Source organism: Jiella sp. M17.18 (genome assembly GCF_041027365.1).
Classification (GTDB): domain Bacteria; phylum Pseudomonadota; class Alphaproteobacteria; order Rhizobiales; family Rhizobiaceae; genus VKMB-3413.
Map to the genome: position 1 here is coordinate 172,149 of NZ_JBFTEH010000004.1, position 22,674 is coordinate 194,822.

General features: G+C 68.1%; 21 protein-coding genes and 2 tRNA genes. 9 read left to right on the top strand and 14 right to left on the bottom strand.

Annotated features, from left to right (window positions below; all coding sequences use genetic code 11):
- Positions 1-11: 11 nt before the first annotated feature.
- Positions 12-1,400, bottom strand: a complete 1,389-nt coding sequence (locus AB5S17_RS09725; protein ID WP_369238680.1) for an MFS transporter — start codon at positions 1,398-1,400, stop codon at positions 12-14.
- Between the two features lie 343 nt (positions 1,401-1,743).
- Between AB5S17_RS09725 and AB5S17_RS09730 the strand changes: the two genes are divergently transcribed.
- Entirely contained in the window at positions 1,744-2,091 is a 348-nt protein-coding gene (locus tag AB5S17_RS09730; protein ID WP_369238682.1) for a hypothetical protein, read from the top strand.
- An 8-nt stretch (positions 2,092-2,099) separates the two neighbouring features.
- Here AB5S17_RS09730 and AB5S17_RS09735 read toward each other — a convergent pair whose 3' ends face one another.
- Together AB5S17_RS09735 and AB5S17_RS09740 are read right to left on the bottom strand one after the other, a co-directional pair.
- Positions 2,100-2,354, bottom strand: coding sequence for a hypothetical protein (locus AB5S17_RS09735; protein WP_369238684.1), 255 nt, complete (start codon positions 2,352-2,354; stop codon positions 2,100-2,102).
- Between the two features lie 184 nt (positions 2,355-2,538).
- Positions 2,539-2,778, bottom strand: a complete 240-nt coding sequence (locus tag AB5S17_RS09740; protein ID WP_369238686.1) for a hypothetical protein — start codon at positions 2,776-2,778, stop codon at positions 2,539-2,541.
- Between the two features lie 187 nt (positions 2,779-2,965).
- Here AB5S17_RS09740 and guaB point away from each other — a divergent pair, with 187 nt between their 5' ends.
- A complete protein-coding gene (guaB, locus tag AB5S17_RS09745) occupies positions 2,966-4,474 on the top strand; it encodes an IMP dehydrogenase (RefSeq protein WP_369238688.1) in 1,509 nt (502 codons plus the stop codon).
- Positions 4,475-4,552: 78 nt separating this feature from the next.
- Here the strand turns inward: guaB and AB5S17_RS09750 are convergent, their stop codons facing one another.
- From AB5S17_RS09750 to AB5S17_RS09765, 4 genes are all read right to left on the bottom strand, one after another.
- Positions 4,553-5,890, bottom strand: coding sequence for a chloride channel protein (locus AB5S17_RS09750; RefSeq protein ID WP_369238690.1), 1,338 nt, complete (start codon positions 5,888-5,890; stop codon positions 4,553-4,555).
- A 288-nt stretch (positions 5,891-6,178) separates the two neighbouring features.
- Positions 6,179-7,180, bottom strand: coding sequence for a BMP family protein (locus AB5S17_RS09755; RefSeq protein ID WP_369238692.1), 1,002 nt, complete (start codon positions 7,178-7,180; stop codon positions 6,179-6,181).
- Positions 7,181-7,433: 253 nt separating this feature from the next.
- On the bottom strand, positions 7,434-8,102 hold the full coding sequence (gene msrA, locus AB5S17_RS09760; protein WP_369238694.1) for a peptide-methionine (S)-S-oxide reductase MsrA: 669 nt from the start codon (positions 8,100-8,102) through the stop codon (positions 7,434-7,436).
- A gap of 168 nt (positions 8,103-8,270) precedes the next feature.
- Positions 8,271-8,549, bottom strand: a complete 279-nt coding sequence (locus tag AB5S17_RS09765; protein ID WP_369238696.1) for a hypothetical protein — start codon at positions 8,547-8,549, stop codon at positions 8,271-8,273.
- A 343-nt stretch (positions 8,550-8,892) separates the two neighbouring features.
- On the opposite strand from AB5S17_RS09765, the gene AB5S17_RS09770 reads away from it, so the two are divergent.
- A tRNA-Ser gene (locus tag AB5S17_RS09770) sits at positions 8,893-8,982 on the top strand.
- 81 nt (positions 8,983-9,063) lie between these two features.
- Here the strand turns inward: AB5S17_RS09770 and AB5S17_RS09775 are convergent.
- From AB5S17_RS09775 to AB5S17_RS09785, 3 genes are all read right to left on the bottom strand, one after another.
- Positions 9,064-10,179, bottom strand: a complete 1,116-nt coding sequence (locus AB5S17_RS09775) for a pyridoxal phosphate-dependent aminotransferase (protein WP_369238698.1) — start codon at positions 10,177-10,179, stop codon at positions 9,064-9,066.
- An 84-nt stretch (positions 10,180-10,263) separates the two neighbouring features.
- Positions 10,264-10,797, bottom strand: a complete 534-nt coding sequence (locus AB5S17_RS09780) for a gamma carbonic anhydrase family protein (RefSeq protein WP_369238700.1) — start codon at positions 10,795-10,797, stop codon at positions 10,264-10,266.
- A 114-nt stretch (positions 10,798-10,911) separates the two neighbouring features.
- The gene (locus AB5S17_RS09785) at positions 10,912-13,296 is read right to left on the bottom strand and encodes a mechanosensitive ion channel family protein (protein WP_369238702.1); all 2,385 of its coding nucleotides are present in this window, start codon (positions 13,294-13,296) and stop codon (positions 10,912-10,914) included.
- Positions 13,297-13,718: 422 nt separating this feature from the next.
- Between AB5S17_RS09785 and AB5S17_RS09790 the strand changes: the two genes are divergently transcribed.
- The 5 genes from AB5S17_RS09790 (at position 13,719) to AB5S17_RS09810 (ending at position 18,631) form a co-directional block, all read left to right on the top strand.
- Complete coding sequence (locus AB5S17_RS09790; RefSeq protein ID WP_369238704.1) at positions 13,719-15,983, top strand: ATP-binding protein; 2,265 nt, start codon at positions 13,719-13,721, stop codon at positions 15,981-15,983.
- Positions 15,971-16,444 carry a response regulator gene (locus AB5S17_RS09795; RefSeq protein ID WP_369238706.1) on the top strand — a complete coding sequence of 158 codons (474 nt, stop codon included), beginning with the start codon at positions 15,971-15,973 and terminating at the stop codon, positions 16,442-16,444. Before AB5S17_RS09790 ends, AB5S17_RS09795 begins: the two co-directional genes overlap by 13 nt.
- Positions 16,441-17,865, top strand: coding sequence for a sensor histidine kinase (locus AB5S17_RS09800; protein WP_369238708.1), 1,425 nt, complete (start codon positions 16,441-16,443; stop codon positions 17,863-17,865). The genes AB5S17_RS09795 and AB5S17_RS09800 overlap by 4 nt, the downstream gene beginning before the upstream one ends.
- An 18-nt stretch (positions 17,866-17,883) precedes the next feature.
- A complete protein-coding gene (locus tag AB5S17_RS09805) occupies positions 17,884-18,255 on the top strand; it encodes a response regulator (RefSeq protein WP_369238710.1) in 372 nt (123 codons plus the stop codon).
- A 244-nt stretch (positions 18,256-18,499) separates the two neighbouring features.
- Positions 18,500-18,631, top strand: coding sequence for a hypothetical protein (locus tag AB5S17_RS09810; RefSeq protein WP_369238712.1), 132 nt, complete (start codon positions 18,500-18,502; stop codon positions 18,629-18,631).
- Between the two features lie 354 nt (positions 18,632-18,985).
- On the opposite strand, the gene AB5S17_RS09815 is transcribed toward AB5S17_RS09810, so the two are convergent.
- Entirely contained in the window at positions 18,986-19,237 is a 252-nt protein-coding gene (locus AB5S17_RS09815; RefSeq protein ID WP_369238714.1) for a hypothetical protein, read from the bottom strand.
- Between the two features lie 171 nt (positions 19,238-19,408).
- Positions 19,409-20,680, bottom strand: coding sequence for a flagellin (locus tag AB5S17_RS09820; RefSeq protein WP_369238716.1), 1,272 nt, complete (start codon positions 20,678-20,680; stop codon positions 19,409-19,411).
- 369 nt (positions 20,681-21,049) lie between these two features.
- Between AB5S17_RS09820 and AB5S17_RS09825 the strand changes: the two genes are divergently transcribed.
- Positions 21,050-21,298 carry a hypothetical protein gene (locus AB5S17_RS09825; protein WP_369238718.1) on the top strand — a complete coding sequence of 83 codons (249 nt, stop codon included), beginning with the start codon at positions 21,050-21,052 and terminating at the stop codon, positions 21,296-21,298.
- A gap of 104 nt (positions 21,299-21,402) precedes the next feature.
- Here the strand turns inward: AB5S17_RS09825 and AB5S17_RS09830 are convergent.
- A tRNA-Thr gene (locus AB5S17_RS09830) sits at positions 21,403-21,478 on the bottom strand.
- 161 nt (positions 21,479-21,639) lie between these two features.
- Complete coding sequence (gene dgcA, locus AB5S17_RS09835) at positions 21,640-22,620, bottom strand: N-acetyl-D-Glu racemase DgcA (RefSeq protein WP_369238720.1); 981 nt, start codon at positions 22,618-22,620, stop codon at positions 21,640-21,642.
- Positions 22,621-22,674 lie beyond the last annotated feature (54 nt).

Here is a 22,674-nt window from a genome sequence, read left to right on the forward strand (position 1 = left end):
GTTCTCGGCCGCTATTCCGCCGGAACCCGCCGCCCAGCGACCTCGTCGCCCGCGTCCCGCTGCATCTGCGCGAAGACGAAGACCGCCGCGGCCATGACCGCGCCGACGACGAAGAAGGCCACCGAGAAGTCGGTGACGCCGACTTCGCTGCGGCCGGCAAGGAGCATCGAGCTTTCAAGCACGCCGCCGGCGAGCGCCACGCCCATCGCCACCGACACCTGCTGCACGGCCGCCAGCATCGCCGTCGCATCGCCCGCGCGCTTGTTGGCGACGTCCGCAAAGGCGAGGGCGTTGATCGAGGTGAAGAACATCGAGCGGAAGAAGCCGCCGACGAGCAGCACGGCGAGCATGAAGGCGACCGGCGTCTCCGGCCGCGCAAGGCCGATCACCGCAGTCAGCCCGCCGCCGACGAGCGCCGCGCCGATCAGCGCCAGGCGGAAGCCGAAGCGATGCAGCAGCGGCTTGGCCAGGAACTTCATCGCAATGGCGCCGCCGATCGAGACGCAGGTGATGAGGCCCGACTGGAACGGCGTGTAGCCGAAGCCGAGCTGCAGCATCAGCGGCAGCAGGAAGGGGACGGCCCCGGAGCCGACCCGAAAGAAGATGCCGCCGAGAAGCGCGGCGCGCAGTGTCGGGATCTTCAGCATGGAGAGGCGCAGCACCGGCTCCTCGGTCCGACGGACGTGCCGCACGAAGACCAGCGCGGAGACGAGCCCGGCGAGCGCCATGACCACCCCGACCATCGGCGGCAGGGCCGGCAGCGAGACGACGGAGCAGCCGAAGACGAGGCCGGCGCAGGCAAAGCCGGAGAGCAGGAAGCCCGGAATGTCGAAGCGGATGCCCGCGACCTTCTCCACCGCCGGCAGGAAGCGCGTCGCGAGCAGGACGCCGATGATCCCGATCGGCAGGTTGATCAGGAAGATCCAGCGCCAGTCGGCATAGGTGGTGATGAAGCCCCCGACCGGCGGACCGACCAGCGGGCCGATGAGCGCCGGGATCGAGAACCAGGCCATGGCGTTGACGAGTTCGGCCTTGGGCGCCGAGCGCACCAGCAGCAGCCGGCCGACCGGCGTCATCATCGCGCCGCCCATGCCCTGCAGGAAGCGCGCCGCGACGAAGGCTTCCAGCGAACTCGACACCGAGCAGGCGAGCGAGCCGAGGACGAAGACCGCGATCGCCAGGCGGAAGACGAGCTTGGCGCCCCAGCGGTCGGCTATGCGCCCGGAGATCGGAATGAAGATCGCCAGCGAGACGTAATAGCTCGTCAGCGCCAGCTTCAGCGCGATCGGGCTCGTACCGATATCGTGGGCGATCGCCGGCAGCGACGTCGCGATGACGGTCGAGTCCATGTTCTCCATGAACAGGGCCACGGCGAGCACGATCGGGACGATGCGTTTCAAGGGATGACCTCGGGCGGGGAAGCCGCAGGTAAGCGCGACTTACCTTCGGCTCGTGCGCCATGCGACCGAGGCTGTCAATGCACCTGCGTACGACCTGCCGCAAGCGGCATGGTCAACTTGCCGTGTCGGCGGGGGAGCGTCGGAACGGCGCCCTTTGTGGCGGACGCGGACCGGGGCGCCGTCAACAAGCGCACTTCGCCTTCGACCGGAACAGCGGGTGCGCTTTGCGCCCGGCTTCGCGCAGGGTCGATGCATTCTCCCGATGTAGCAGTCGTGCCACTTGAGGTTTTAACTCTGAACGATACTCTCTCTTAACGAACTTGTGACACTCTTGGGAAGCTGAATGCCGCCGTTTGGACCGTTTCATCGTAAGAAGTCGCCGACACAGGATCACGGGACGGCTGTGCTTCAGCAGCGCAGCGGCGAGATATGGGGGAAGCCAATTAAGAACGGTGGTCTCTTTCCGAAGGTGAAAGCCTATCTCCGGCCCCTATGCGCCGGCGAACCCGCCGGGACCGATTGCCATGCCGGCGACGGAATCGAGTTCGTGACGGCGGTCATGCCTCAGCAGGTATGGCCGACGGGTATGGTGCTCTGGACGATGGACAACGGCCCTGTAGCCGGCATTCGGTTGGTAGACCAAGACACCATTGCCTTGGCGGTGGATGTGACTAAGGTGGTATATCGGTGAGCGGAGGATCAGAAGTTTCCGTGGGCCCGCGAGAGACGCTCGTTTTCATCGACGAACCGATCGGGGTGCTCGTCGAACGCGGCAGCCGTCTCGATGATCGAGTCCGATCGGTCGAGCAGCCGGAAGAAATTGCCGTTTTCTTCGGTGGTCGATCGCCCGAAACAGCTTTGTACGGACTGGCCGCCGACACCTTGGCCGAGCAGGCCGCCGGCTGGACTCAGCTTCTTTTTCCCCGACCAGATGATCTCCCCGGAATGGCGCACATTCTTGCGCGGTTGGATGTACGCCCGGAGCAGCTCTCCGCCGCAAAGGATTGGAACGGGCGTCCCCTCGTGGACCTGGAGTCGCTGGCCGCTGCGATGCCAAGCCGGCCTTCGAGGTCAAGGCTGTAGGCACGCTCATTGTTCGGACCTCGGCGGACTGTAGCCCCGTCGCGAGGTCCCGATTCTACCGCGAGCAGCCGATCTCCTCCATGATCGCGACAACCTCCGCGCGCGAGCGGCAGACGTTTTCGCAGGGGATGCCATCGTTGTCGCCGTCGGCCCGGGGATGGCGGCCGGCGCACCATTCGATCACCGCCTGCCTGCAGTTGCTGTAGCTCTTGCAGCTCGCCGCCAGCGCTTCGCTCGACAACGAGGCGGCGGAGAGCACGGCGAGAAGGAGCGCGGTGCGAGAGAAGGGCGACATGAAAGCTCCTCAGGATGGACAACCTATGGGAGAATGTCGCGTCCTCTAGGCGCGGGGTCAAGGGTGGGCACCGTGGCGCCGGCTCCGCCCGATCTTCCCAATGTCATGCGGGCGTGCTAGCAGCCCGTGCCATCCTTTTGCGGCGCGGCATCCCCCGCCGCCCTCCGCATCTTCCGAGAGGACTGGCATGGCTCGCATCATCGAAACCGCCACCGGCGGCACCGCTCTCACCTTCGACGACGTCCTTCTGCAGCCCGGCCATTCCGAGGTCATGCCGGGCCAGGTCGATGTGCGCACGGCGATCACCAAGACGCTGAAGCTCAACCTGCCGATCCTCTCCGCGGCAATGGACACGGTCACCGAGTCGCGGCTCGCCATCGCCATGGCCCAGGCCGGCGGCATCGGCGTCATCCACCGCAACCTCACTCCCGCCGAACAGGCCGAGGAGGTGCGGCAGGTGAAGAAGTTCGAGAGCGGCATGGTGGTCAATCCGGTGACCATCGGCCCCGAGGCGACCCTCGGCGACGCCCGCTCCCTGATGAAGGCCCACAACATCTCCGGCATCCCCGTCGTCGAGAACGCCGGGACGGGCGGGCAGGTGAAGGGCAAGCTCGTCGGCATCCTCACCAATCGCGACGTGCGCTTTGCCTCCGACGACGATCAGCCGATCCACGAGCTGATGACCCGGAACGGCCTCGTCACGGTCCGCGAGACGGTCGACCAGGAGGAGGCCAAGCGCCTGCTCCACCAGCACCGGATCGAGAAGCTGCTCGTCGTGGACGGCGACGGCCACTGCATCGGCCTGATCACCGTCAAGGACATCGAGAAGTCTCAGCTCAATCCGAACGCCGCCAAGGACGCGCAGGGGCGCCTCCTCGTCGGCGCGGCGACGACGGTCGGCGACGACGGCTTCGAGCGCGCCGAGCGGCTCATCGACGCCGGCATCGACCTCCTGGTGATCGACACCGCGCACGGCCATTCGCAGAAGGTTCTGGACGCCGTCGGCCGGGTGAAGCGGCTGTCGAACGAGGTCCAGATCATCGCCGGCAACGTCGCCACGCCGGACGGCACCAAGGCGCTGATCGACGCCGGCGCCGACGGCGTGAAGATCGGCATCGGTCCCGGCTCGATCTGCACGACGCGGATCGTCGCGGGCGTCGGCATGCCGCAGCTCTCGGCGATCATGGGCGCGGCCGAAGCCGCCGACCGCCATGGCATCCCGGTGATCGCCGACGGCGGCATCAAGTTCTCCGGCGACGTCGCCAAGGCGCTGGCGGCCGGCGCCGCGGCCGCCATGGTCGGCTCGTTGCTCGCCGGCACCGACGAGAGCCCCGGCGAGGTCTATCTCTACCAGGGCCGCTCCTACAAAGCCTATCGCGGCATGGGCTCGGTCGGCGCGATGGCCAGAGGCTCGGCCGACCGCTACTTCCAGGCCGAGGTGCGCGACACGCTGAAGCTGGTGCCGGAGGGCATCGAGGGGCAGGTCGCCTACAAGGGACAGGTCGCGGCGGTGCTGCACCAGCTCGCCGGCGGCTTGCGCGCAGCCATGGGCTATGTCGGCGCGAGGGACCTCGGCGAGTTCCGCCGCCGCGCCGAGTTCGTGCGGATCTCGAATGCGGGCCTGCGCGAGAGCCACGCCCACGACGTCACCATCACCCGCGAAAGCCCGAACTATCCCGGCGGCTTCGGCGGCTGAGAAAAGAGCCGCCGGCTATCTGAACCCGTCGTTCCGCTCGGCCGCAACAGGCCCGTCGGCCGAGCGTGCGAAAGTCGACTACTCCGCAGCCGCCGGCTGATCGGTGCGCCTGTCGGCGTCGGCCGCGGCGGCTTCTGCCGCCTGCGCCCGACGCTGGCGCAGGACGTCGGCGATGAACAGGCGGGACAGCGCGTGGTACAGGGGCTCCGGCGAGATCACCCGCGCGGTGCCGTAGCCGATCATCGCCGCCGCCATCACGGCGAGGATGTTGTCGTGATTGCCGGTCATCTCGACGATGATGACGAAGGCGGTCATCGGCGCCTGCACGACGCCGGCGAAGTAGCCGGCCATGCCCAGCACCGCTGCAAGGCTCGCGGTCGTGCCGAAGATCTGGCCGAGCGTCGAGCCGAGGCCGGCGCCGACGGCGAGCGAGGGCGCGAACAGGCCGCCGGGGATGCCGGAGACGGTCGAGGCGAGGCTGACGATGAACTTGCCGAGGAAGAACAGGATCGGCAGGTGATGGCCTTCGACGGCGTGGCGCGCCTCGGTGTAGCCGGTGCCGAAGGTCATGCCCCCGGAGACGACGCCGATCGCCGCGACGACGAGGCCGGACACCGCGGCGACGAGGATCACGCGGGGCATCGGCTGGACCGCGCGGATCCGCCGGATGCGGCGGGTGAGGCGCAGGGTGAGGTCGCTGAACGCCGCGCCGAGCGCGCCGCCGACGAGGCCGCAGACGATCACCAGCGGCCAGTCCTTCGGGAAGGCCGCGACGGCGTCCGTGACGCCGAAATAGGTGTAGTTCCCCTCGATGGCGATCGAGGCGAGGCCGGCGATGATCACCGCCGCGAGGACGACGCCGTTGGTGCGCGCCGAATAGCTGCGGCTCATCTCCTCGATGGCGAAGACGATGCCGGCGAGCGGCGTGTTGAAGGCCGCGGCGATGCCGGCGGCGGAGCCGGCGAGGATCAGGCCGCGGGCATGCGCCATGCCGCCGATCCGGGCCGCCTGCAGCATCAGCGAGGCGCCCACCTGCACCGTCGGGCCCTCGCGGCCGATCGAGGCGCCGCAGAGCAGCCCGACGACCGTGAGGACGATCTTGCCGACGATCATCTTCAGCGACAGGAAGCGGCTGCGGTCCTCGTCGCCCCGCAGATGCCGCGCGGCGATGCCCTGCGGGATGCCGCTGCCCTGCGACCCCGGGAAGTAGCGGGCGGCCGCCCAGGCGCACAGCACGAAGCCGAGGGGCGTGATCAGAAGCGGCAGGTAGTCGCTCCAGCCGCCGCCTTGGGTGACGCGGGAGAACAGCTCCTGCGCCTGGTCGGCGACCGCCGCAAATCCCGCGCTGATGACGCCGATCGCCAGCGCGCCCGCCCAGAACACCAGCCGCGGCTTCCAGTAGCGGGGGGAGGCCATGATCGTCCGTGAGCGCCGCACCCAGGGAATTCGTGAAGCGCGTCGCACGGTCGATCCTTCGTCTCGTTGTGATGATGTGGCAGGCAATGCATCTGCCGGGCCAATTCCGCAACCCTTTGCGGCGAGATAGCGCATCAAACGTTGACACAGGCTTGCCATGCGAGGGCGAGCCGCGTCCCGCAGCGCCTGCTCCCGACGCGCCGCCACCCCGTGCAAACGAAACAGGCGCCGCCGTCACCGGCAGCGCCTGCGTTCATGCGGCCGGACGATCCGGCCGAGACGTCCGCCTCAGTACGGGCAGTTGTTGTCGGTGGTGTAGTCGTGGACCTTGATCTTGCCGTCGATGATGTCCTGCTTGGCCTTGTCGGCCGCAGCCTGCATCTCGGGCGTAATCAGGTCCTTGTTGTACTTGTCGATCGTGTAGCCGACGCCGTTCTCGGCGAGGCCGAGCACCTTCTTGCCGGGCTGGAACTTGCCGGCCTTGGCGTCGGTAAAGATCTGGTAGACGGCGTTGTCGACCCGCTTGACCATCGAGGTGAGCACGTGGCCGGGGAACAGCGCGTCCTGGTTGGAATCGACGCCGATGCCGTACTTGCCGGCGTCCGCCGCCGCCTGCAGCACGCCGATGCCGGTGCCGCCCGCGGCGTGGAAGATCACGTCGGCGCCCTGGTCGATCTGCGACTTGGCGAGCTCGCCGCCGCGCACCGGGTCGTTCCAGGCCGCGCCGGTCGTGCCGGTCATGTTCTGCAGCACGGTGTCGTCCTTCGAGACCGACTTCACGCCGCCCTTGTAGCCGCAGGCGAACTTCGAGATCAGCGGGATGTCCATGCCGCCGACGAAGCCGACCTTGCCCGACTTCGACTTCATCGCCGCCAGGATGCCGACGAGGTAGGAGCCTTCCTCCTCCTTGAACAGCACCGATTCGACGTTCGGCTTGTCGACGACCGAGTCGATGATGACGAAGTGGATGTTCGGGAACTCCGGCGCGACCTTTTCGAGCGCCGCGGCCTGGCTGAAGCCGACCGAGATGATCGGGCTGTCGCCGTCGCGGGCGAAGCGTCGCAGCGCCTGCTCGCGCTGCGCGTCGTTGACGATCTCGAACTCGCGGTAGTCGGTGCCGGTCTCCTTCTTGAACTTCTCGGCGCCGTTATAGGCGCCCTCGTTGAAGGATTTGTCGAACTTGCCGCCGAGATCGTAGAGGATGGCCGGCTTGAAGTCGTCGGCGGCCGAGGCGGCGCCGGCGGAGAGGACGGTGGCGGCCAAAAGCGCGGCGAGGAAGGTCTTCGTCAATGGTGCGGTCCCTGGTGCGAATGACGGGATAAGCGAGGGCCGGCGAGCCGGCGTCACGGCGCCCGTCCGGACGCCATGCCTGCGAAGCAGACTGGCACGGGTTGCAACAGGAATCACGTGAAATCGACGCCGGTGCCGGCCCCCTGAAGGCGCCGTCCGGGCCCGGCGGAGGACATGCGCCGGAATGGGCGAGACCCCGCGGCAGACGGCGCCGCCATCTGGCCGGACGCGGGCGCTCGCAACGACGCGCGCGTCAGGCCGCCGGGACTCCGGCGCCGGCCGGGCAGGCGACGCCGGTGCCGCCGCCGCCGCAATAGCCGTTCGGATTCTTCGCCAGATACTGCTGGTGGTAGTCCTCGGCGTAGTAGAAGGGGCCGGCGGGCCGGATCTCCGTCGAGATCGTGCCCTTGTGGCCCGCCGCGCGGAGCGCCGCCTGATAGCGCTGCCGGGAGGCCTCGGCCGCCTGCTGCTGCGCCGGCGAGAAGGTGTAGATGCCGGAGCGGTACTGCGTGCCCATGTCGTTGCCCTGGCGCATGCCCTGGGTCGGGTCATGCCCTTCCCAGAAGGCGCGCAGCATCTCGTCGTAGGTGACCGTCTGCGGGTCGAAGACCACGAGCACGACCTCGTTGTGGCCGGTCTGGCCGGTGCAGACTTCCTGATAGGTGGGATTGGGCGTCGTGCCGGCGGAATAGCCGACCGCGGTGACATGGACGCCCTCGATCCGCCAGAACCGGCGTTCCACGCCCCAGAAGCAGCCCATGCCGAACATCGCCGTCTCGAGATTTTCGAGGAACGGTCCCTTCAACTGCCGGCCGTTGACGAAATGCGTCTCGGCCGTCGGCAGCGGCTCGGGGCGGCCGGGCAGGGCCTCGCCGGCGTCCGGCAGCTTCATCTTCTTGGCGAACATGTCGAGGAGGTACATGGTGCGTTTCCTTGCCGGATGGATCGGCGCTGCCGTCACGGCGCGATGGCGGCGCCACGGGTGCCGGCTGCCGTGAAGGGTCGGGTCGGCGTCGTCCTGGCCGCCCCCCAGACCTTTGCCCCCAATGTCGCTCGCCGCCGCGCAGCCTTCAAGCCGGCGCCCGGCTGCTCAGCGCAGGCCGCGGCGGGCGCGTGGCTTGCGGCCGAGGAGGAGGCAGACGAGCCCGATGACGCCGCAGGTGATCGCGATCGACCAGTGCCCGGCGACCGCCAGCGTCTGGCTGCCAGTGCTGGTGGTGTCGAAGGCGATCCCCATCGACGGCAGGGCCTCGTTGATGGTCATCAGCCGCGTTGCCTCGTTGGCGATCGAGCGGGCGATGTCGCCGACGGCGAAGACGATGCCGAGCGCCAGGAAGACGAAGCCGACGAGCCGCAGGACGAAGCGCATCCCTTTCTCCTCTTTGCGCCGCGCCTTCCGGCCCGGACGATGATCGGTCACCGCGCCCTCTAGCGCAGGTCGGATGCGACCGGAAGCGTCATCGTCCTGTCGCGATCGAAGCAGCGTCGCGCCTGCCGCAGCAGTCCACGGGCGGAGCGAAGCTCCCCGCTGGCGAAAATCCGTGCTTGAACCATCCGCCGATCTGGCTTAAGTCCCGCGCCGTTCGAGCGAGAACCGGCTTCGGTCCTCGCCGCCGGCTGAACGGCTCGGCGGCGGATGGAGATAGCGGGTTCGCGGAGCCGGCAGCGGCTCTTCCGGAAGCAACCATCCGGGTTATGCGGCTCGAACCCAAGGTGAGGTGGCCGAGTGGTTGAAGGCGCACGCCTGGAACGCGTGTATACGGGAAACCGTATCGAGGGTTCGAATCCCTCTCTCACCGCCATTTCCAGATAGCTGATTTTGCTGAACTTTCTGCCCCTGGCGCCGTGAGCTGCGCCTGCCTGCCGCATCGCTCGCGCCTGCCTCACGCTCCCGGCGGTCCGACTTCTTCGAGAGCTTCGGCAAGCGCCGTCTCGAACAGCCGATGGTCATGCGGGCGACCGACGGTGACGCGGATCATCCGGTCGAGGGGCGGAACGCCCGGCATGCGGATGAAGACGCCGCGCTTCAGGACGGCGTCGAGAATCGCCCGCGCATGCGCGCCGTCGCCGCCGCAGTCCATCGCGACGAAATTCGTCGCGGAGGGTAGGGGCGTCAGGCCGTGACGCTCGGCGATCCGGGCGAGGTCCCCGCGCGCCGCGATCACCGCCGCCACCGTCTCGCGGAGATAGGCCTGGTCCGCGAGCGCCGCGAGTGCCCCCGCCTGCGCCACCAGCGAGACGCCGAAATGGTTGCGCACCTTGTCGAAGGCGCGGATCGTCTCCGGCATGCCGATCACATAGGCGATGCGAGCGCCGGCCATGCCATAGGCCTTGGAGAAGGTCCGGAAGCGCAACAGGTTCGGCCGCATCAGATCGATCGGCGGCAGCGCGTTTTCCGGCGCGAAATCGGCATAGGCCTCGTCGAGGACGAGGATCGTCTCCTCGGGCAATTCGTGCGCCAGGCTGGCGATGGCGGCGGCATCGTGCCAGCTGCCCGTCGGGTTGTCGGGGTTGGAGACGTAGAGCAGCTTCGGCCGCAGCGCCTTCGCCCGGTCGAGCAGTGCGTCGAGGTCCTCGTGGTCGTCGGCGCGGTAGGGGACGAAGTCGAGCGCGCCGCCATAGCCGGCGACATGGAAGTTGAAGGTCGGATAGGCGCCACGCGAGGTGACGACTGTGTCGCCCGGCCCGCAGGCGAGCCGCACGAGATAGCCGAGCAGGCCGTCGATGCCCTCGCCGACCGCGACGCTGCCTGCCGCGATCCCGTGGTGGGCGGCGATCGCCTGCTTCAGGTCGAAGAGTTCCGGATCGCCGTAGCACCAGCTGCGCCCGGCCGCCGCGGCCATGGCCTCGACGGCCTTGGGCGACGGGCCGAAGACGCTCTCGTTCGCGCCGAGCCGGGCCGTGAAGCGGATGCCCATGCGCCGCTCCAGCGCTTCCGGCCCGACGAAGGGAACGGAGGAGGGCAGCGAGCGGGCGAGGGGCGTGAAGAGTGGCGTCATGGTCGGGTTCGGCAGCGTCGACGAGTGGAGGCGAAGCGCATCGGCTCGGCCGGTTGAGGCGGTGAAAGGCGGGAACGGCTCCCGTCAGTCGTCGATGCGCTCGAGCCCGCCGGCGAAGCGGCGGGCGTTCGCGACATAGTGCTCCGCCGAGACGCGCAGCTTCTCCGCCGCGACGTCGTCGAGCGTGCGCACCATCTTCGCGGGCGCACCGACGATCAGCGCGTTGTCGGGAAATTCCTTGCCCTCGGTGACGAGCGCGCCGGCGCCGACGATCGAATTCTTCCCGATCCGCGCGCCGTTGAGGATCGTCGCGCCCATGCCGATCAGCGTGTTCCCGCCGATCGTGCAGCCGTGGACGATCGCCGCATGGCCGATCGTGCAGCCGGCGCCGATCCGCAGCGGGGACCCCATGTCGGAATGCAACACGGCGTTGTCCTGGATGTTGGTGGCCTCGCCGATCTCGATCCACTCGTTGTCGCCGCGGATCACCGCGCCGAACCAGACGCCCGCGCCGCGCCCGAGCCGCACGCGGCCGATGAGATGGGCACCGGGCGCGACGAAGAAGTCGCCGTCCGCCGGCAGGTCCGGCCGCTCGCCGGCCAGCGCGTAGATCGCCATCGAAATCCTCCCGCATCCCCGTTTCCGGCCATGGCGCGAGACCCTGCGGCAACGGCACCCGAGGGTCAAGCGAGAGCGTGGCGGCCGGGTCGGCGGCCCGGGCTGGCGCCTTCCTCAGGTGGCGACGTTCGCCGCATTCGCTGCATTCGCCGCCGACGGCCGCGCCAGTTCGAGCGCGCGCTGGGCGATCGCCGCCGTCTCCGACGGCTCGCCGCGCGCTCCGCCGGCGACCGTCACGGTCGGGAAGGCGAAGCTGATTCCTTCCGCGTCGAAGCGCTGCTTGATCATCTGGTAGGCGGCGCGGCGGATGACGAACTGCTCGCCCGGCTTGGTCATCATCTTCATCCGGAGCTTGATCGCGAAGTCGCCGAACTGGTCGACGCCCTGCATCTTCAGCGGCTCCAGGATGTTCGGGGCAAAGTCCGGCTCGGCGGCGAGCGCCTGGCCGATCTCCTTGACGATTTTCTTCACCTTGGCGATGTCGGTGTCGTAGGTGACGCCGATCTCCAGCTTGTCGATCACCCAGTCGCGCGAATAGTTGGTGATCTTCTCCAGCGCGCCGAAGGGCACGGTGTGCAGCGCGCCGCGATGGTGGCGGATCTTCAGCGAGCGCAGCGAGAAGGATTCCACCGTCCCGCGGATGTTGCCGCTCTCGATGTATTCGCCGATGCGGAAGGCGTCGTCGACGAAGAAGAACAGGCCGGCGAGGATGTCCTTCACCAGGGTCTGGGCGCCGAAGCCGAGCGCGATGCCGAAGATGCCGGCGCTCGCGAGCAGCGGGGCGATGTTGACCCCGAGATTGGAGAGCACCGTCATCACCGCGATGATCGCGAGGACGAAGAGCAGGAGGTTCTTCAGGATCGGCAGCAGGGTGCGTAGGCGATTGGCGTGATTGTGGCCGCCCTCGGCCGCGGCCCGCTCGTCGGCGGCCGCGATCTTGCGGTCGATCCAGGCTTCGGTGATGCGCCAGAGGAACAGCGCCACCAGCACGACGACCGCGAGATTGGCGAGCGCGCGGAAGGTCCAGCGAAAGACCGTTTCGCCGAGCGTCGGCGCCGTCAGGTCGATGTGCAGGACGCCGGCGACGAGCAGGATGCCGGCCAGCAGCACCATCGTGCCGACGCCGCGCGCGATCGTCAGCGCCCGCAGCGACGGTTCGCCGGCCCGCGGCGGCAAGGTGATTGCCTCGCCGGGCTGCGCGTCCTCGCCGAGCAGGTGCACCACCGAACGCCGCACGTTTTGCAGGATGCCCGTCACGAGGAGGCAGATGACCGCGACGTAGAACGGCCGTGTCGAGCCTGTGAAGAGCAGCATCCAGGTGACGAGAAGCGCGGCGCTCAGGAGCCAGACGCGCGCATCCCTAGCTTTCGCCGCGAGGTCGCGCCGGCCGGTGTCGCGCTGCGGCGCCAGCCATACGACGCCGAGGGCCAGCATCAGCAGGCCGATGCCGAGCAGGATGCCGACGACGTAGATCTCGATATGCGGGACGTCGAGGCTGTCGAGGAACTCCAGCGCGAACTGCACCATGAAGAAATAGCCGATCAGGACGGCGGCCCCGACATGCCAGAACTCGGCGGTGCGGGTCGCCATCGGCACGATCCGGAAGCGCTCGGCGCCCGGCGCGATGAGGAAGCGGCTGAGGAGCTGCACCAGGCGCACGATCACGGCGAGCTGCAGCGACAGGAGCAGCAGGCGCCCGAGATGCTGCGGCCAGTCGAAGAGGAGGAAGACGCCGAGGCTGCCGGCGGCAAAGCCGGTGACCATGATCAGCCCGTAGCCGAAGCGGACGGCCGCGGCGCTCAGCCGTTCCTCTGCCGTGCGCACCGGCCGGACGATCATCGCTCGCCGCATGCCGGCGAGTGCCCACCAGAGCAGCCGCTCGAGCGCGATGCCGGAGCCGAGGAACAGAAGCACGAGGACGGCGATCACCGTCGGCCGCCGTCCCGCGAGATCGGCTTCGAGGACGCCGGCGGCGTTGGCGAGCGTCGTCGGCACCCGCGGCACGGACTCCACGAGGCGGACCAGGAAATGCCGCAGCGAGCGGACCCGGGAGGGCATGACGCCCATGGTTTCGCCCATCATCATCGGGCTCGACGGCGCAAACGCCATGTCGGCGTCCGTGAAGGGAACGGTCGCCGCGCCCGCCGAAGGAACCGGAGCGGCCGGCCCGGCAGGCGGGACCGGTGTCGCGCGCGCCGGCGCGGTCGTCGCGGCAGGACCGCCGGCGGCGCTCTGCGCCGCCTGCGCCTTCAGCCAGTCCTGGATCCGCGGATCCGACAGGAGCTTCGACAGCGCGTCGATCTCGGCCGGCGGCGGAAGCTGCGCAGCTCCCGGGCCGGGCGCGCCGGCAGCTGGCGCAGCCGGGCTGCCGACCGACGGCTGCGATCCGACCCTGGAACCGACGGTTTCGGCCGATGCCGCGCCCGCGAAGGCCAGCAACAGCGTCATCATCAGCAGGCCGATCGCTGCGAGGCGGGTCGATGGGGTCGCGGCTTGCATGCAAGCTCGGACCGCGCCCGCTCTCTGCGGGGTCGGGACGCCGGAGGGCGGCTCGCCCGCTTCTCCTTCGCCACGGCGGCGAGCCATCTCCAGCGCGATTCCCGCCATGCCGGCGACCTTTCGCAAAGACCGAGGCATCGGCTCGGCACCGCGACCAAGATTCGCACGGGAGGAAGCCGGCAACAAGCGCCCCGGCTCCCGTCCTGCGACCCCGCCGGAAGCGCCGGCCGCCGTTGCCGCGGTCGGCCCGAGGGACGGCGGAACGGGTGACCGCACCGGACGGTCCTGCCCATGCCGGAAGGCGGAAAAGGCTCGCAACGGTAGCCGGTTCCCTAATCGTGAGGTGCGCTTACGGTCACCACGCGTTGCCATTTCCGCGCGCGGCTACTAACCCTGTCGCGAGACGAGGGAAGAACAGCCCCATGGCGCAAGACACCACGATACCCGCCGGCGGCGGGATGCCTGGAGCGACGGGCTGTGAACGCGAGCCGATCCATATCCCGGGCTCGATCCAGCCGCACGGCATCCTGCTGGTGGTCGATCCGGATGCCCGGACCCTTCTCCAGGCGAGCGAGAACGCCGGCAAGATCCTCTCCGGCGCCGTCGAGGCTGCGCTGGGGCGGCCGCTCGAGAGCGTGCTCGTCGAAGGTGCGCAGGATCTCGTCGCGGATCTGGACAGCCGCGTTCCCGGACGGGGAACCGCCATCCTGCGGATGGTGGGGGTGGACGGTGCGCTGTTCAACGCGATCGCGCACCGCTCTGAGGGGCTCATCGTCCTGGAGCTCGAGGAGACCGATGCCGCCGAGCATGGATCGCTCGACGCGCTCTACCCGCAGATCCGCGAATTCGTCGACACGCTTCAGATGCTGCCGACCGTCGGCGCGCTGAACGAGAAGGCGGCGGAGCAGGTGCGCCGGCTGACCGGCTTCGACCGCGTGCTGATCTACCGCTTCGACGACCAGTGGAACGGCACGGTCGTCGCCGAGGACCGCAACGAGGCGCTGCCGTCCTATCTCGACCTGCGCTTCCCGGCCGCCGACATCCCGGCGCAGGCGCGCGAACTCTACCGCCTGAACCGGCTGCGCCTGATCCCCAACGCGCAGTACCGGCCGGTGCCGATCCTGCCGGGAGAGAACCCGAAGACGGGCCGCCCGATCGATCTCAGCTTCTCGGTCCTGCGCAGCGTCTCGCCGGTGCATCTGCAGTACATGAAGAACATGGGCACGCCGGCGTCGATGTCGATCTCCATCGTCGACGACGGCAGGCTGTGGGGTCTGATCTCCTGCCACAACGCCACGCCGCGCCACGTTCCGGCGCATGTGCGCACGGCTTGCGACTTTCTCGGCCAGATCGTCGCTATGCAGGTCGGCGCCAAGGTCCGCAGCGAGGACGCCGCCCAGCGCGTCGCCCGGCACGCAATCGAATCGCGGCTCTTGTCTTTCATGGCCGGCGAGGCGCGCTTCATCGACGGCTTGACCCGCCACGCCGACGATCTCATGGCGCTGGCCGACGCGGAGGGCGCAGCAGTCGTCTTCGACGACACCTTCGCGCTGCTCGGCAACTGTCCGCGCGAGGAGCAGGTGCGCGAGATCGTCGCCTGGCTGAGCCGCACGCAGCCGCACGACGAGGTCTTCCGGACCGATTCGCTGGCCTCGCTGATGCCCGGCGCCGAAGCCTTCGCCGACCGTGCGAGCGGCCTCCTCGCTGTCTCGGTCTCGCAGCTCCATCCGAGCTACCTCATCTGGTTCCGCCCGGAGGTCGTGCGCACGGTCAGCTGGGGCGGCGATCCGCGCAAGGGCGAGGCGGCCGGGACCGAGCAGCTCACGCCGCGCCGCTCCTTCGAGATGTGGAAGGAGACGGTGCGCCAGCGCTCGCTTCCCTTCACCACCGCCGAGATCGACACTGCCGGCAGCCTGCGCAACGCCATCGTCGGCATCGTGATGCGCAAGGCCGAGGAGATGGCCCAGCTCACCGAGGAGCTGAAGCGCTCCAACAAGGAGTTGGAGGCGTTCTCCTATTCGGTCAGCCACGACCTGCGCGCGCCGTTCCGCCACATTGTCGGCTTCGCCGAATTTCTCAAGGAGCACGAGGCGATCGCCGACGACCAGCGGGCCCAGCGCTATGTCGACACGATCATCGAGGCGGCCTTTTCCGCCGGGCGCCTGGTCGACGATCTCCTCGGCTTCTCGCAGATGGGGCGCGCGTCGCTGGCGCCGATCCGCGTCGACATGAACAAGCTGGTCGACGAGGTCCGGCGCATGCTGCGCCCGGAGATCGGCGATCGCACGATCAAATGGCAGGTGGCCGATCTCAGCCCCGCCGTCGCCGATCCGTCCTTCCTGCGCTCGGTCTGGCAGAACCTGATCTCCAACGCGATCAAGTACACGCGCGACGCGAAGGACGTCGTGATCGAGATCGGCAGCGAGCCGGGGAACGGCGAGACCGTCTACTTCGTCCGCGACAACGGCGTCGGCTTCGACATGGCCTATGTCGACAAGCTCTTCGGCGTGTTCCAGCGCCTGCACCGCGTCGAGGACTACGAGGGCAGCGGCATCGGGCTCGCCAACGTCCGGCGCATCGTCGAGCGCCACGGCGGCCGCACCTGGGCCGAAGGCGAGGTGGGACGCGGCGCAACCTTCTATTTCTCCCTGCCCGATCCGGCGAAGGAGTCGACATGGCCGAACTGAAGCCGATCCTCCTCGTCGAGGACAATCCCAACGATCTCGAACTGACGCTGACGGCGCTCGAGCGCAGCATGCTCGCCAACGAGGTGATCACCACGCGCGACGGTGTCGAGGCGCTGGACTGGCTCCTGTCGCGCGGACCGCACGCGAACCGCGATCCGGGCGACCCGGCCGTCGTCCTCCTCGACCTGAAACTGCCGAAGGTCGACGGTCTGCAGGTGCTGGAGCGGATCAAGAGCGACGCGGACCTGCGCCACATCCCGGTGGTGATGCTGACGGCGTCGAAGGAGGAACGCGACCTCGTGCGCAGCTACGAGCTCGGCGTCAATGCCTTCGTCGTGAAGCCGGTCGACTTCAAGGAATTCTTTAAGGCGATCCAGGACGTCGGCATGTTCTGGGCGATCCTCAACGAGCCGCATCCGCCGCGCTCGCGCAGCACCCCGATGAAGGTGACCAAGGGGTGAGCGACAACGAGATTGCCGAGATCCTGATGCTCGAGGACTCCTCCCTCGACGCCGATCTCGTTGAGGAGCATCTGCGGATCGGCCGGGTCGCCAATCGCTGCGACCGCGTCTGGACCCGCGAGGATTTCACCGCCGCGCTCACCGAGCGGCATTACGATCTCATCCTCGCCGACTACCAGCTGCCGTCCTTCGACGGGCTTTCGGCGCTGGCGATCGCCCAGGACCTGAAACCCGAAATCCCCTTCATCTTCGTCTCGGCGACCCTCGGCGAAGAGGTCGCCATCGAGGCGATGAAGAAGGGAGCGACCGACTATGTCGTGAAGTTCCGGCTGAACCGGCTCGCCGGATGCGTGGAACGGGCGCTGGAGGAAGCGCGCGTGCGCACCGCGCAGCGGCGGGCCGAGATCGAGATGCTGGAGAGCAAGGCGCGCCTGTCCGCCGCTCTGGCGATCGCCAAGCTCGGCACGTTCCAGTGGGACGTCGCCTCGGGCCGTCTCGTGCTCGACGAGCGCAGCCGCGAGATCTTCGGTATTTCGGCGGATCAGAGTCCGACGGCGCGCGACCTCTTCGAACGAGTCGAACCGGACGATCGCCCGCTGCTCATCGAGACGATGAAGGCGGCGCGGGCCGCGAAGGCGCGTCTCGAACACGAGTTCCGCCTGACCGGCTCGACCGGACGCACCCAGACCGTCGTCGTGATCTGCGAGTGGATGGGGCGTGGAGGCGGCGATCCGCTTCGCGCCGTCGGCGTGTTCGGCGACGTGACCGAGCGCAAGGCGGCCGACGAGCGGCAGAAGCTGCTGCTGCGCGAACTCCACCACCGGGTAAAAAACAGCCTGGCGACCGTCCAGTCGATCGTGAACTTCACCCTGCGCACCTCCGACGACATGCGCGACTTCCAGGTCGGGATCACCAACCGCATCGCCTCGCTGTCGCGCAGCCACACGCTTCTGATGAAGAACGAGTGGGGCGACGTTCATCTGAGGGACCTGATCCTTGGCGAGCTCGAACCCTACGAGCATGGCCGCCGGCTGACGATCGAGGGGCCGAACGTCTTCCTGCCCCCGGATCTCGCCATGACCTTCGCGCTCGCCGTCCACGAACTCACCACCAATGCGGCGAAATACGGCAGCCTGTCGGTCGGGGACGGCCGGCTCGCCGTCACCTGGCACGACCGGCAGCGCGAATGCGGCGGCCGCGAACTCTGCATCGACTGGGTGGAGAGCGACGGGCCCGAGGTGAAGCCGCCGAGCCGGCGCGGGTTCGGCACGACGCTCCTGGAGCGGCTGCTCGGGCATCAGCTCGGCGGCACGGTGGAGGTGGCCTATCCGCCGGAAGGCGCGCAGATCCGCATCTGCGCCGAGCTTCCCGAGCGCAGCACCGGAACCGTAGCCGACCACGCGTCGTTTTCCACGACCTGAAGCAAGGCGAGCCATTTCGTGCCACAATCCCGACTGACCGGACTGACGGTTCTCCTGGCCGAGGACAACCTGATCGTCGCCCTCGATCTCGAGGCGGCGCTGCACGATTCAGGGGCCAGGGTTGCGGGCCCTGCCGTGCGGGTGGAGGAAGCGCTGTCGCTGGTGGCCGAAGACGAGCCGCATGCCGCGATCCTCGACTTCAACCTGCTCGACGGCGCGGCCGTCCCGGTTCTCGAATGGATGGTCGAGCGCGGGTTGCCCGTCGTCATCTGCACCGGCGCCGGGCTGCCGGAGGACCTTGTCGCGCGCTTTCCGGATCTGCCGGTCTTCATGAAGCCGACGATGCCCGAGCGGCTGGTGGAGGTTCTGGCCGAGCGCCTCGGTCGCTAGCGCTGCCGCCCGACGGCCTTTCGGCGATCCTGGATAGGATCGCTCGCCGGGAAGGGGCGGAAGCTGCACGGCCACCGCGCGCGGCAAGCCGGAAGCAAGCCTTCCGGTTATAAATCCACACACGAACTTTCATCATCGTGGCCGCTTGTGAGGCAGGCCGTTAATCGATATTTAACGGATGCGAGCGGACGGACGGGGGGTCGTCGACCGGCTTGCTTATCTGGGGATCAGGATAGTTTCCGACATGGATGACAGCGTGCAGAAGTCGTGCTGGGGCGTGACTGTGTGGGCGGTTGCGATCTTCTCTGCCCTCTTGGTACTCGGCTTCCTCTTCGGCGGGCCGGACACCGTCGCGGTCGCCGTCGCGGCCAGCTGAACGAGCGCCGGCGCCGCCGGGCCATGTCCGGGCGAGGCGCGTCTGACGGGGGCCGTGCCAGCGGGCAGGTGCTGCTCTGGAGTTCCGATCTGGTCGTGATACGGGGAGCCATCAAACCTGGCTCCTCGGCGGTGAATCCGGTTTCAGTCAGAGCAGCGAGCGAGCTTCAGCAACCGAAGTGCTTGCAGTCGATCGACGGCTGCGGGTCCGGCGCGAAGATGCAGCCCGGATCATGACCCGCGGCGCCCGGCGCATGCGTCTGTGGGATCGGCTGCCGGAACCTTCGCAGCCACGAGCGTCGGCTTGCGATGCGGGCACGGCACCCACGCCCGGCCGGGCCGCGTCAGCCGCCACTCAGTCGTCATTGGCCGAGTTCAGGTCCTCGGGTCGGCGACCTTCGTCATGGCGCGGCACTTCGACGACCACTTCGCGCAGACCGCTGCGGCCCCGTTCGTCGCGCTCTTCGATCCTCAGGTCGAGCCGAATGCCGAGGCGAGCCGCCTTGTCGATGGCGTCGGTCAGCGCCGCAGCGTAGTCGATGGCGTTGCGGACTGCCGCTTGCGCGGCAGCCGGCGCGTTCGATGCGGTGATCTCTCGTTCGCTCATGGACATTAGATGACGCAGATGGCGGCCGGAGCAAGTCGCAGCGGCGCGATTTCCGCTCGCGACGACGCCCGCTGAGGTTGGAACGACGGTCGGGCGCGTGCTTGCCGCGCCGAATGCCTTCGGGCCCGGCGTTTCCGCCGGGCCCGCTCATATCGCCAGACAGCGCTCGCTTTACTTGAACAGCGAGAGCAGGGTCTGCGTGGAGGAGTTGGCGATCGAGAGCGCCTGGACGCCGAGCTGCTGCTGCGTCTGCAGCGCCTTCAGCTTGGTCGATTCCTGCGTCATGTCGGCGTCGACCAGTGTGCCGACGCCCTTGTCGATCGTATCCATCAGGTTGGAGACGAAGGTCGTCTGCATCGAGAGCCGGTTCTGGATGGCACCGAGCGTCGAGGCACCGGCCGTCACCTTGCTGATCGCGTCGTCGACCGTCTTGATGAACAGCTTGATCTTGGTGGCGGTGATATTCGGCCCCGAGATGTTGATGGTGTCGACCGAGTCGTTCGAGAAGGCGACGTTGCCGATCGAGAGCGTGTCGCCGGTGGCACCGCCGACCGTGTGGATGCCGCCGGTCGCCGCGGTGACCTTGGTGCTGTCGAAGCCGGCCGACTCGAGGGCGTGGTTCAACACCGTGTTGAAGGCGGTGGCGTTGGCGATCTTGCCGTCGGTTTCGCCCAGGGCCGCGTTGACGGTGGCCTGGTCGATGGTGACGGTCTTGGTCGTGCCGTTGAGGGTCAGGTCGAAGGACAGCGAGTCGTTCTGATCGACGGTCTTGGCCGAAGAACCGAACGATCCGAGCGCGATCGTGGCCTGGGTGCCGGTGCTGCTGACGGTTGCGGCCCCGGCCGTCAGGCCGAGCGCGCTGGTGATGCCGCTGGCGCCACCGTTCAGGATCGCTTTGCTCGACGTGCCGCTGTCGTACAGCGCGATCTTCGAGGTATCGACGGTCATCGAACCCAGAGACACCGCACCCGCATTGTCGCGGGCGAAGTTCGCGACCATCGTCTTGTTCGCGTCGTAGCCGGTGGCGTCGGAGTTCACCGACAGCCAGTTCTGACCGGAGAAGGAGGCGGAGCTGGCGATCGACTTCAGCTGCTGCTGCAGCTGCGTGATCTCGTCCTGCACCTTGGTCCGGTCGACGCCGTCCTGGGTGGCGGTGGTCAGCTTGTCCTTGATCTGGTTGAGGACGTCCTTGGCAGAGTTGAGGCCGGTATAGGCGGTGTCGACCGTCGCCTCGCCGATGCCGAGCGAGTCCTTCACCGCCGACATCGCGCCGTTGTCGGAGCGCATGGTGGTGGCGATCGACCAGTAGGCTGCGTTGTCCTTGGCGTCGGCGACCCGGTAGCCGGTGGAGATGCGGTTCTGCGTGCTCTCCAGCGAATCGTTGGTCGCCTTGAGGGTCTGCAGCGCCGTCATCGCCGCAGTGTTGGTCATCAAGCTGCTCATGAATATTCGTCCCGATACGAAGATACTATAGTGTGGGACAGTCCGGGTTGTCCGGGATAGCGGTTCGACTTCATGTCTTTGGCTGCGAGTTCTTCAGCAACCAATTCGCTATGGACACATCTATGCGGGCCGGGGGCTTCGGATTGGTTAATTTCGGAAGCGGTTAAGGTTGATAAATCGCTTCCGGAAGATTGCGTTCGTTTATGGTAAACGAATGGTTTCTTGGCCTGTTTGCCGTTGCTGAAGACGCGGGGACATCGTCTTCTGGACGCGGGTGAGCCAGAGCGGGGGTGCCGGACGTGGAACCAGGCCTTGCTTCCGAGCGTCCTTATCCTCGCCAGGGCATGCCGCCTCGGCAGCGGAGCGCCCATGCCGAGGTTTCATTTCCACATCACCAACGGCGAGCGGGACATCGATTACGAAGGCACCGACCTCGCCTCGCTGAAGGACGCCCGTCAGCAGGCGGTGCTGTTCGGTGCGACGATGCTCCGCGACCGGCCGGAGCTTGTCTGGCGGGAGGGAACCTGGCGGGTCGAAGTGACCGATTGCGACGGCTGCCTGCTCTTCACCATCGTGGTCCTCGCGATCGAAGCGCCGCAGCTCGACCGCCGTGGCTGACCGCCCGCCGAAAGCGGCACGCAGCCTCGCCGAAATTCTTGCGAAGGCCACGCACGGACGCTGGCGTCGCCACGAAGATCATCTCGTGGGGTAAAAATCGGTGGTGGTGCCCCAAGCCGGACTCGAACCAGCGACCTACGCATTACGAATGCGTTGCTCTACCAACTGAGCTATTGGGGCACGCTCCGCCAGGCCGGATCGGCCTGAAGGATGTCGCCCTGATAACGGCAAACGGCCTGTTGTTCAAGCGCGAATGCGGCTTTTGCGGCCGTGACGTCGGCAACATTGGCGCTCGGCGCGCGGGCGGATGGAACGCAGGCGTCGTCGCGAGGCCTCCGGTCTCAGCCCCAGAGCGACCGGTCCGGCGGCGATACCAGCGTCTGGGCATAGCGCAGGCCGTTCCGCCGGTCGGCCTTCAGCAGAAGCGGCCCGTCGAGATCGGCAAGTTCCGCGGTCTGCGCCAGCAGCACCGCCGGTGCCATGGCGAGCGAGGTGCCCACCATGCAGCCGACCATCACGCCGAAGCCGAGTTCGCGGGCGCGGCTCACCAGGCCCAGCGCCTCGGTGAGACCGCCGGTCTTGTCCAGCTTCACGTTGACGTAGTCGTAGCGGCCGACCAGCGCCTCGAGATCGGCCGTCGTGTGCACCGATTCGTCGGCGCAGATCGGCACCGGGTGGGGAATCCGGGCGAGGATTTCGTCCTCGCCCGCCGGGAGTGGCTGTTCCACCAGGACGGCACCGGCCGCGGCCGCGGCGAGGAGGTTTGAGGCCAGGTTCTCGGCGCGCCAGCCCTCGTTGGCGTCGAGGATCAGCCTGGCGCCGCGCGCCGCCGCGTGGACCGCGCGGATTCGCTCCGGGTCCTGCGGCGTGCCGACCTTGATCTTCAGGAGGCCGCGATCGGCAGCCCGCGCCGCCGAGGCCATCTCCGCGGCCGGTCCGAGGCTGATCGTATAGGCGGTCTCGATCGGGCGCGGCGTCTCGCCGCAGATCATCGCGCCGACGTTGGTGCCGTTCGATTTCGCCTCGATATCCCAGAGCGCGCAGTCGACGGCGTTGCGCGCCGCGCCGGGGCGCATCAGCCGGCCGATCGTGTCGCGCGAGGCGCCGCCCTCGATCGCCTGGCGGGCGGCCTCGATCTCGGCGAGAACGCTGTCGATCGATTCGCCGTAGCGCGGGTAGGGCACGCATTCGCCCCAGCCGCGCCCGTACTCGTCGGCGATCGTGCAGGTGACGACCGCTGCCTCGCTCGTGGCGCCGCGCGCGATGCGGAACTCCTGTGCCAGCGGGAAACGCTCGACTGTGGCCGAAAGACGACGCGGCATGGCCAATAACCTTCTGTGACCGGGGTGACGCGAGGCCTTCATGACACGGCGCGA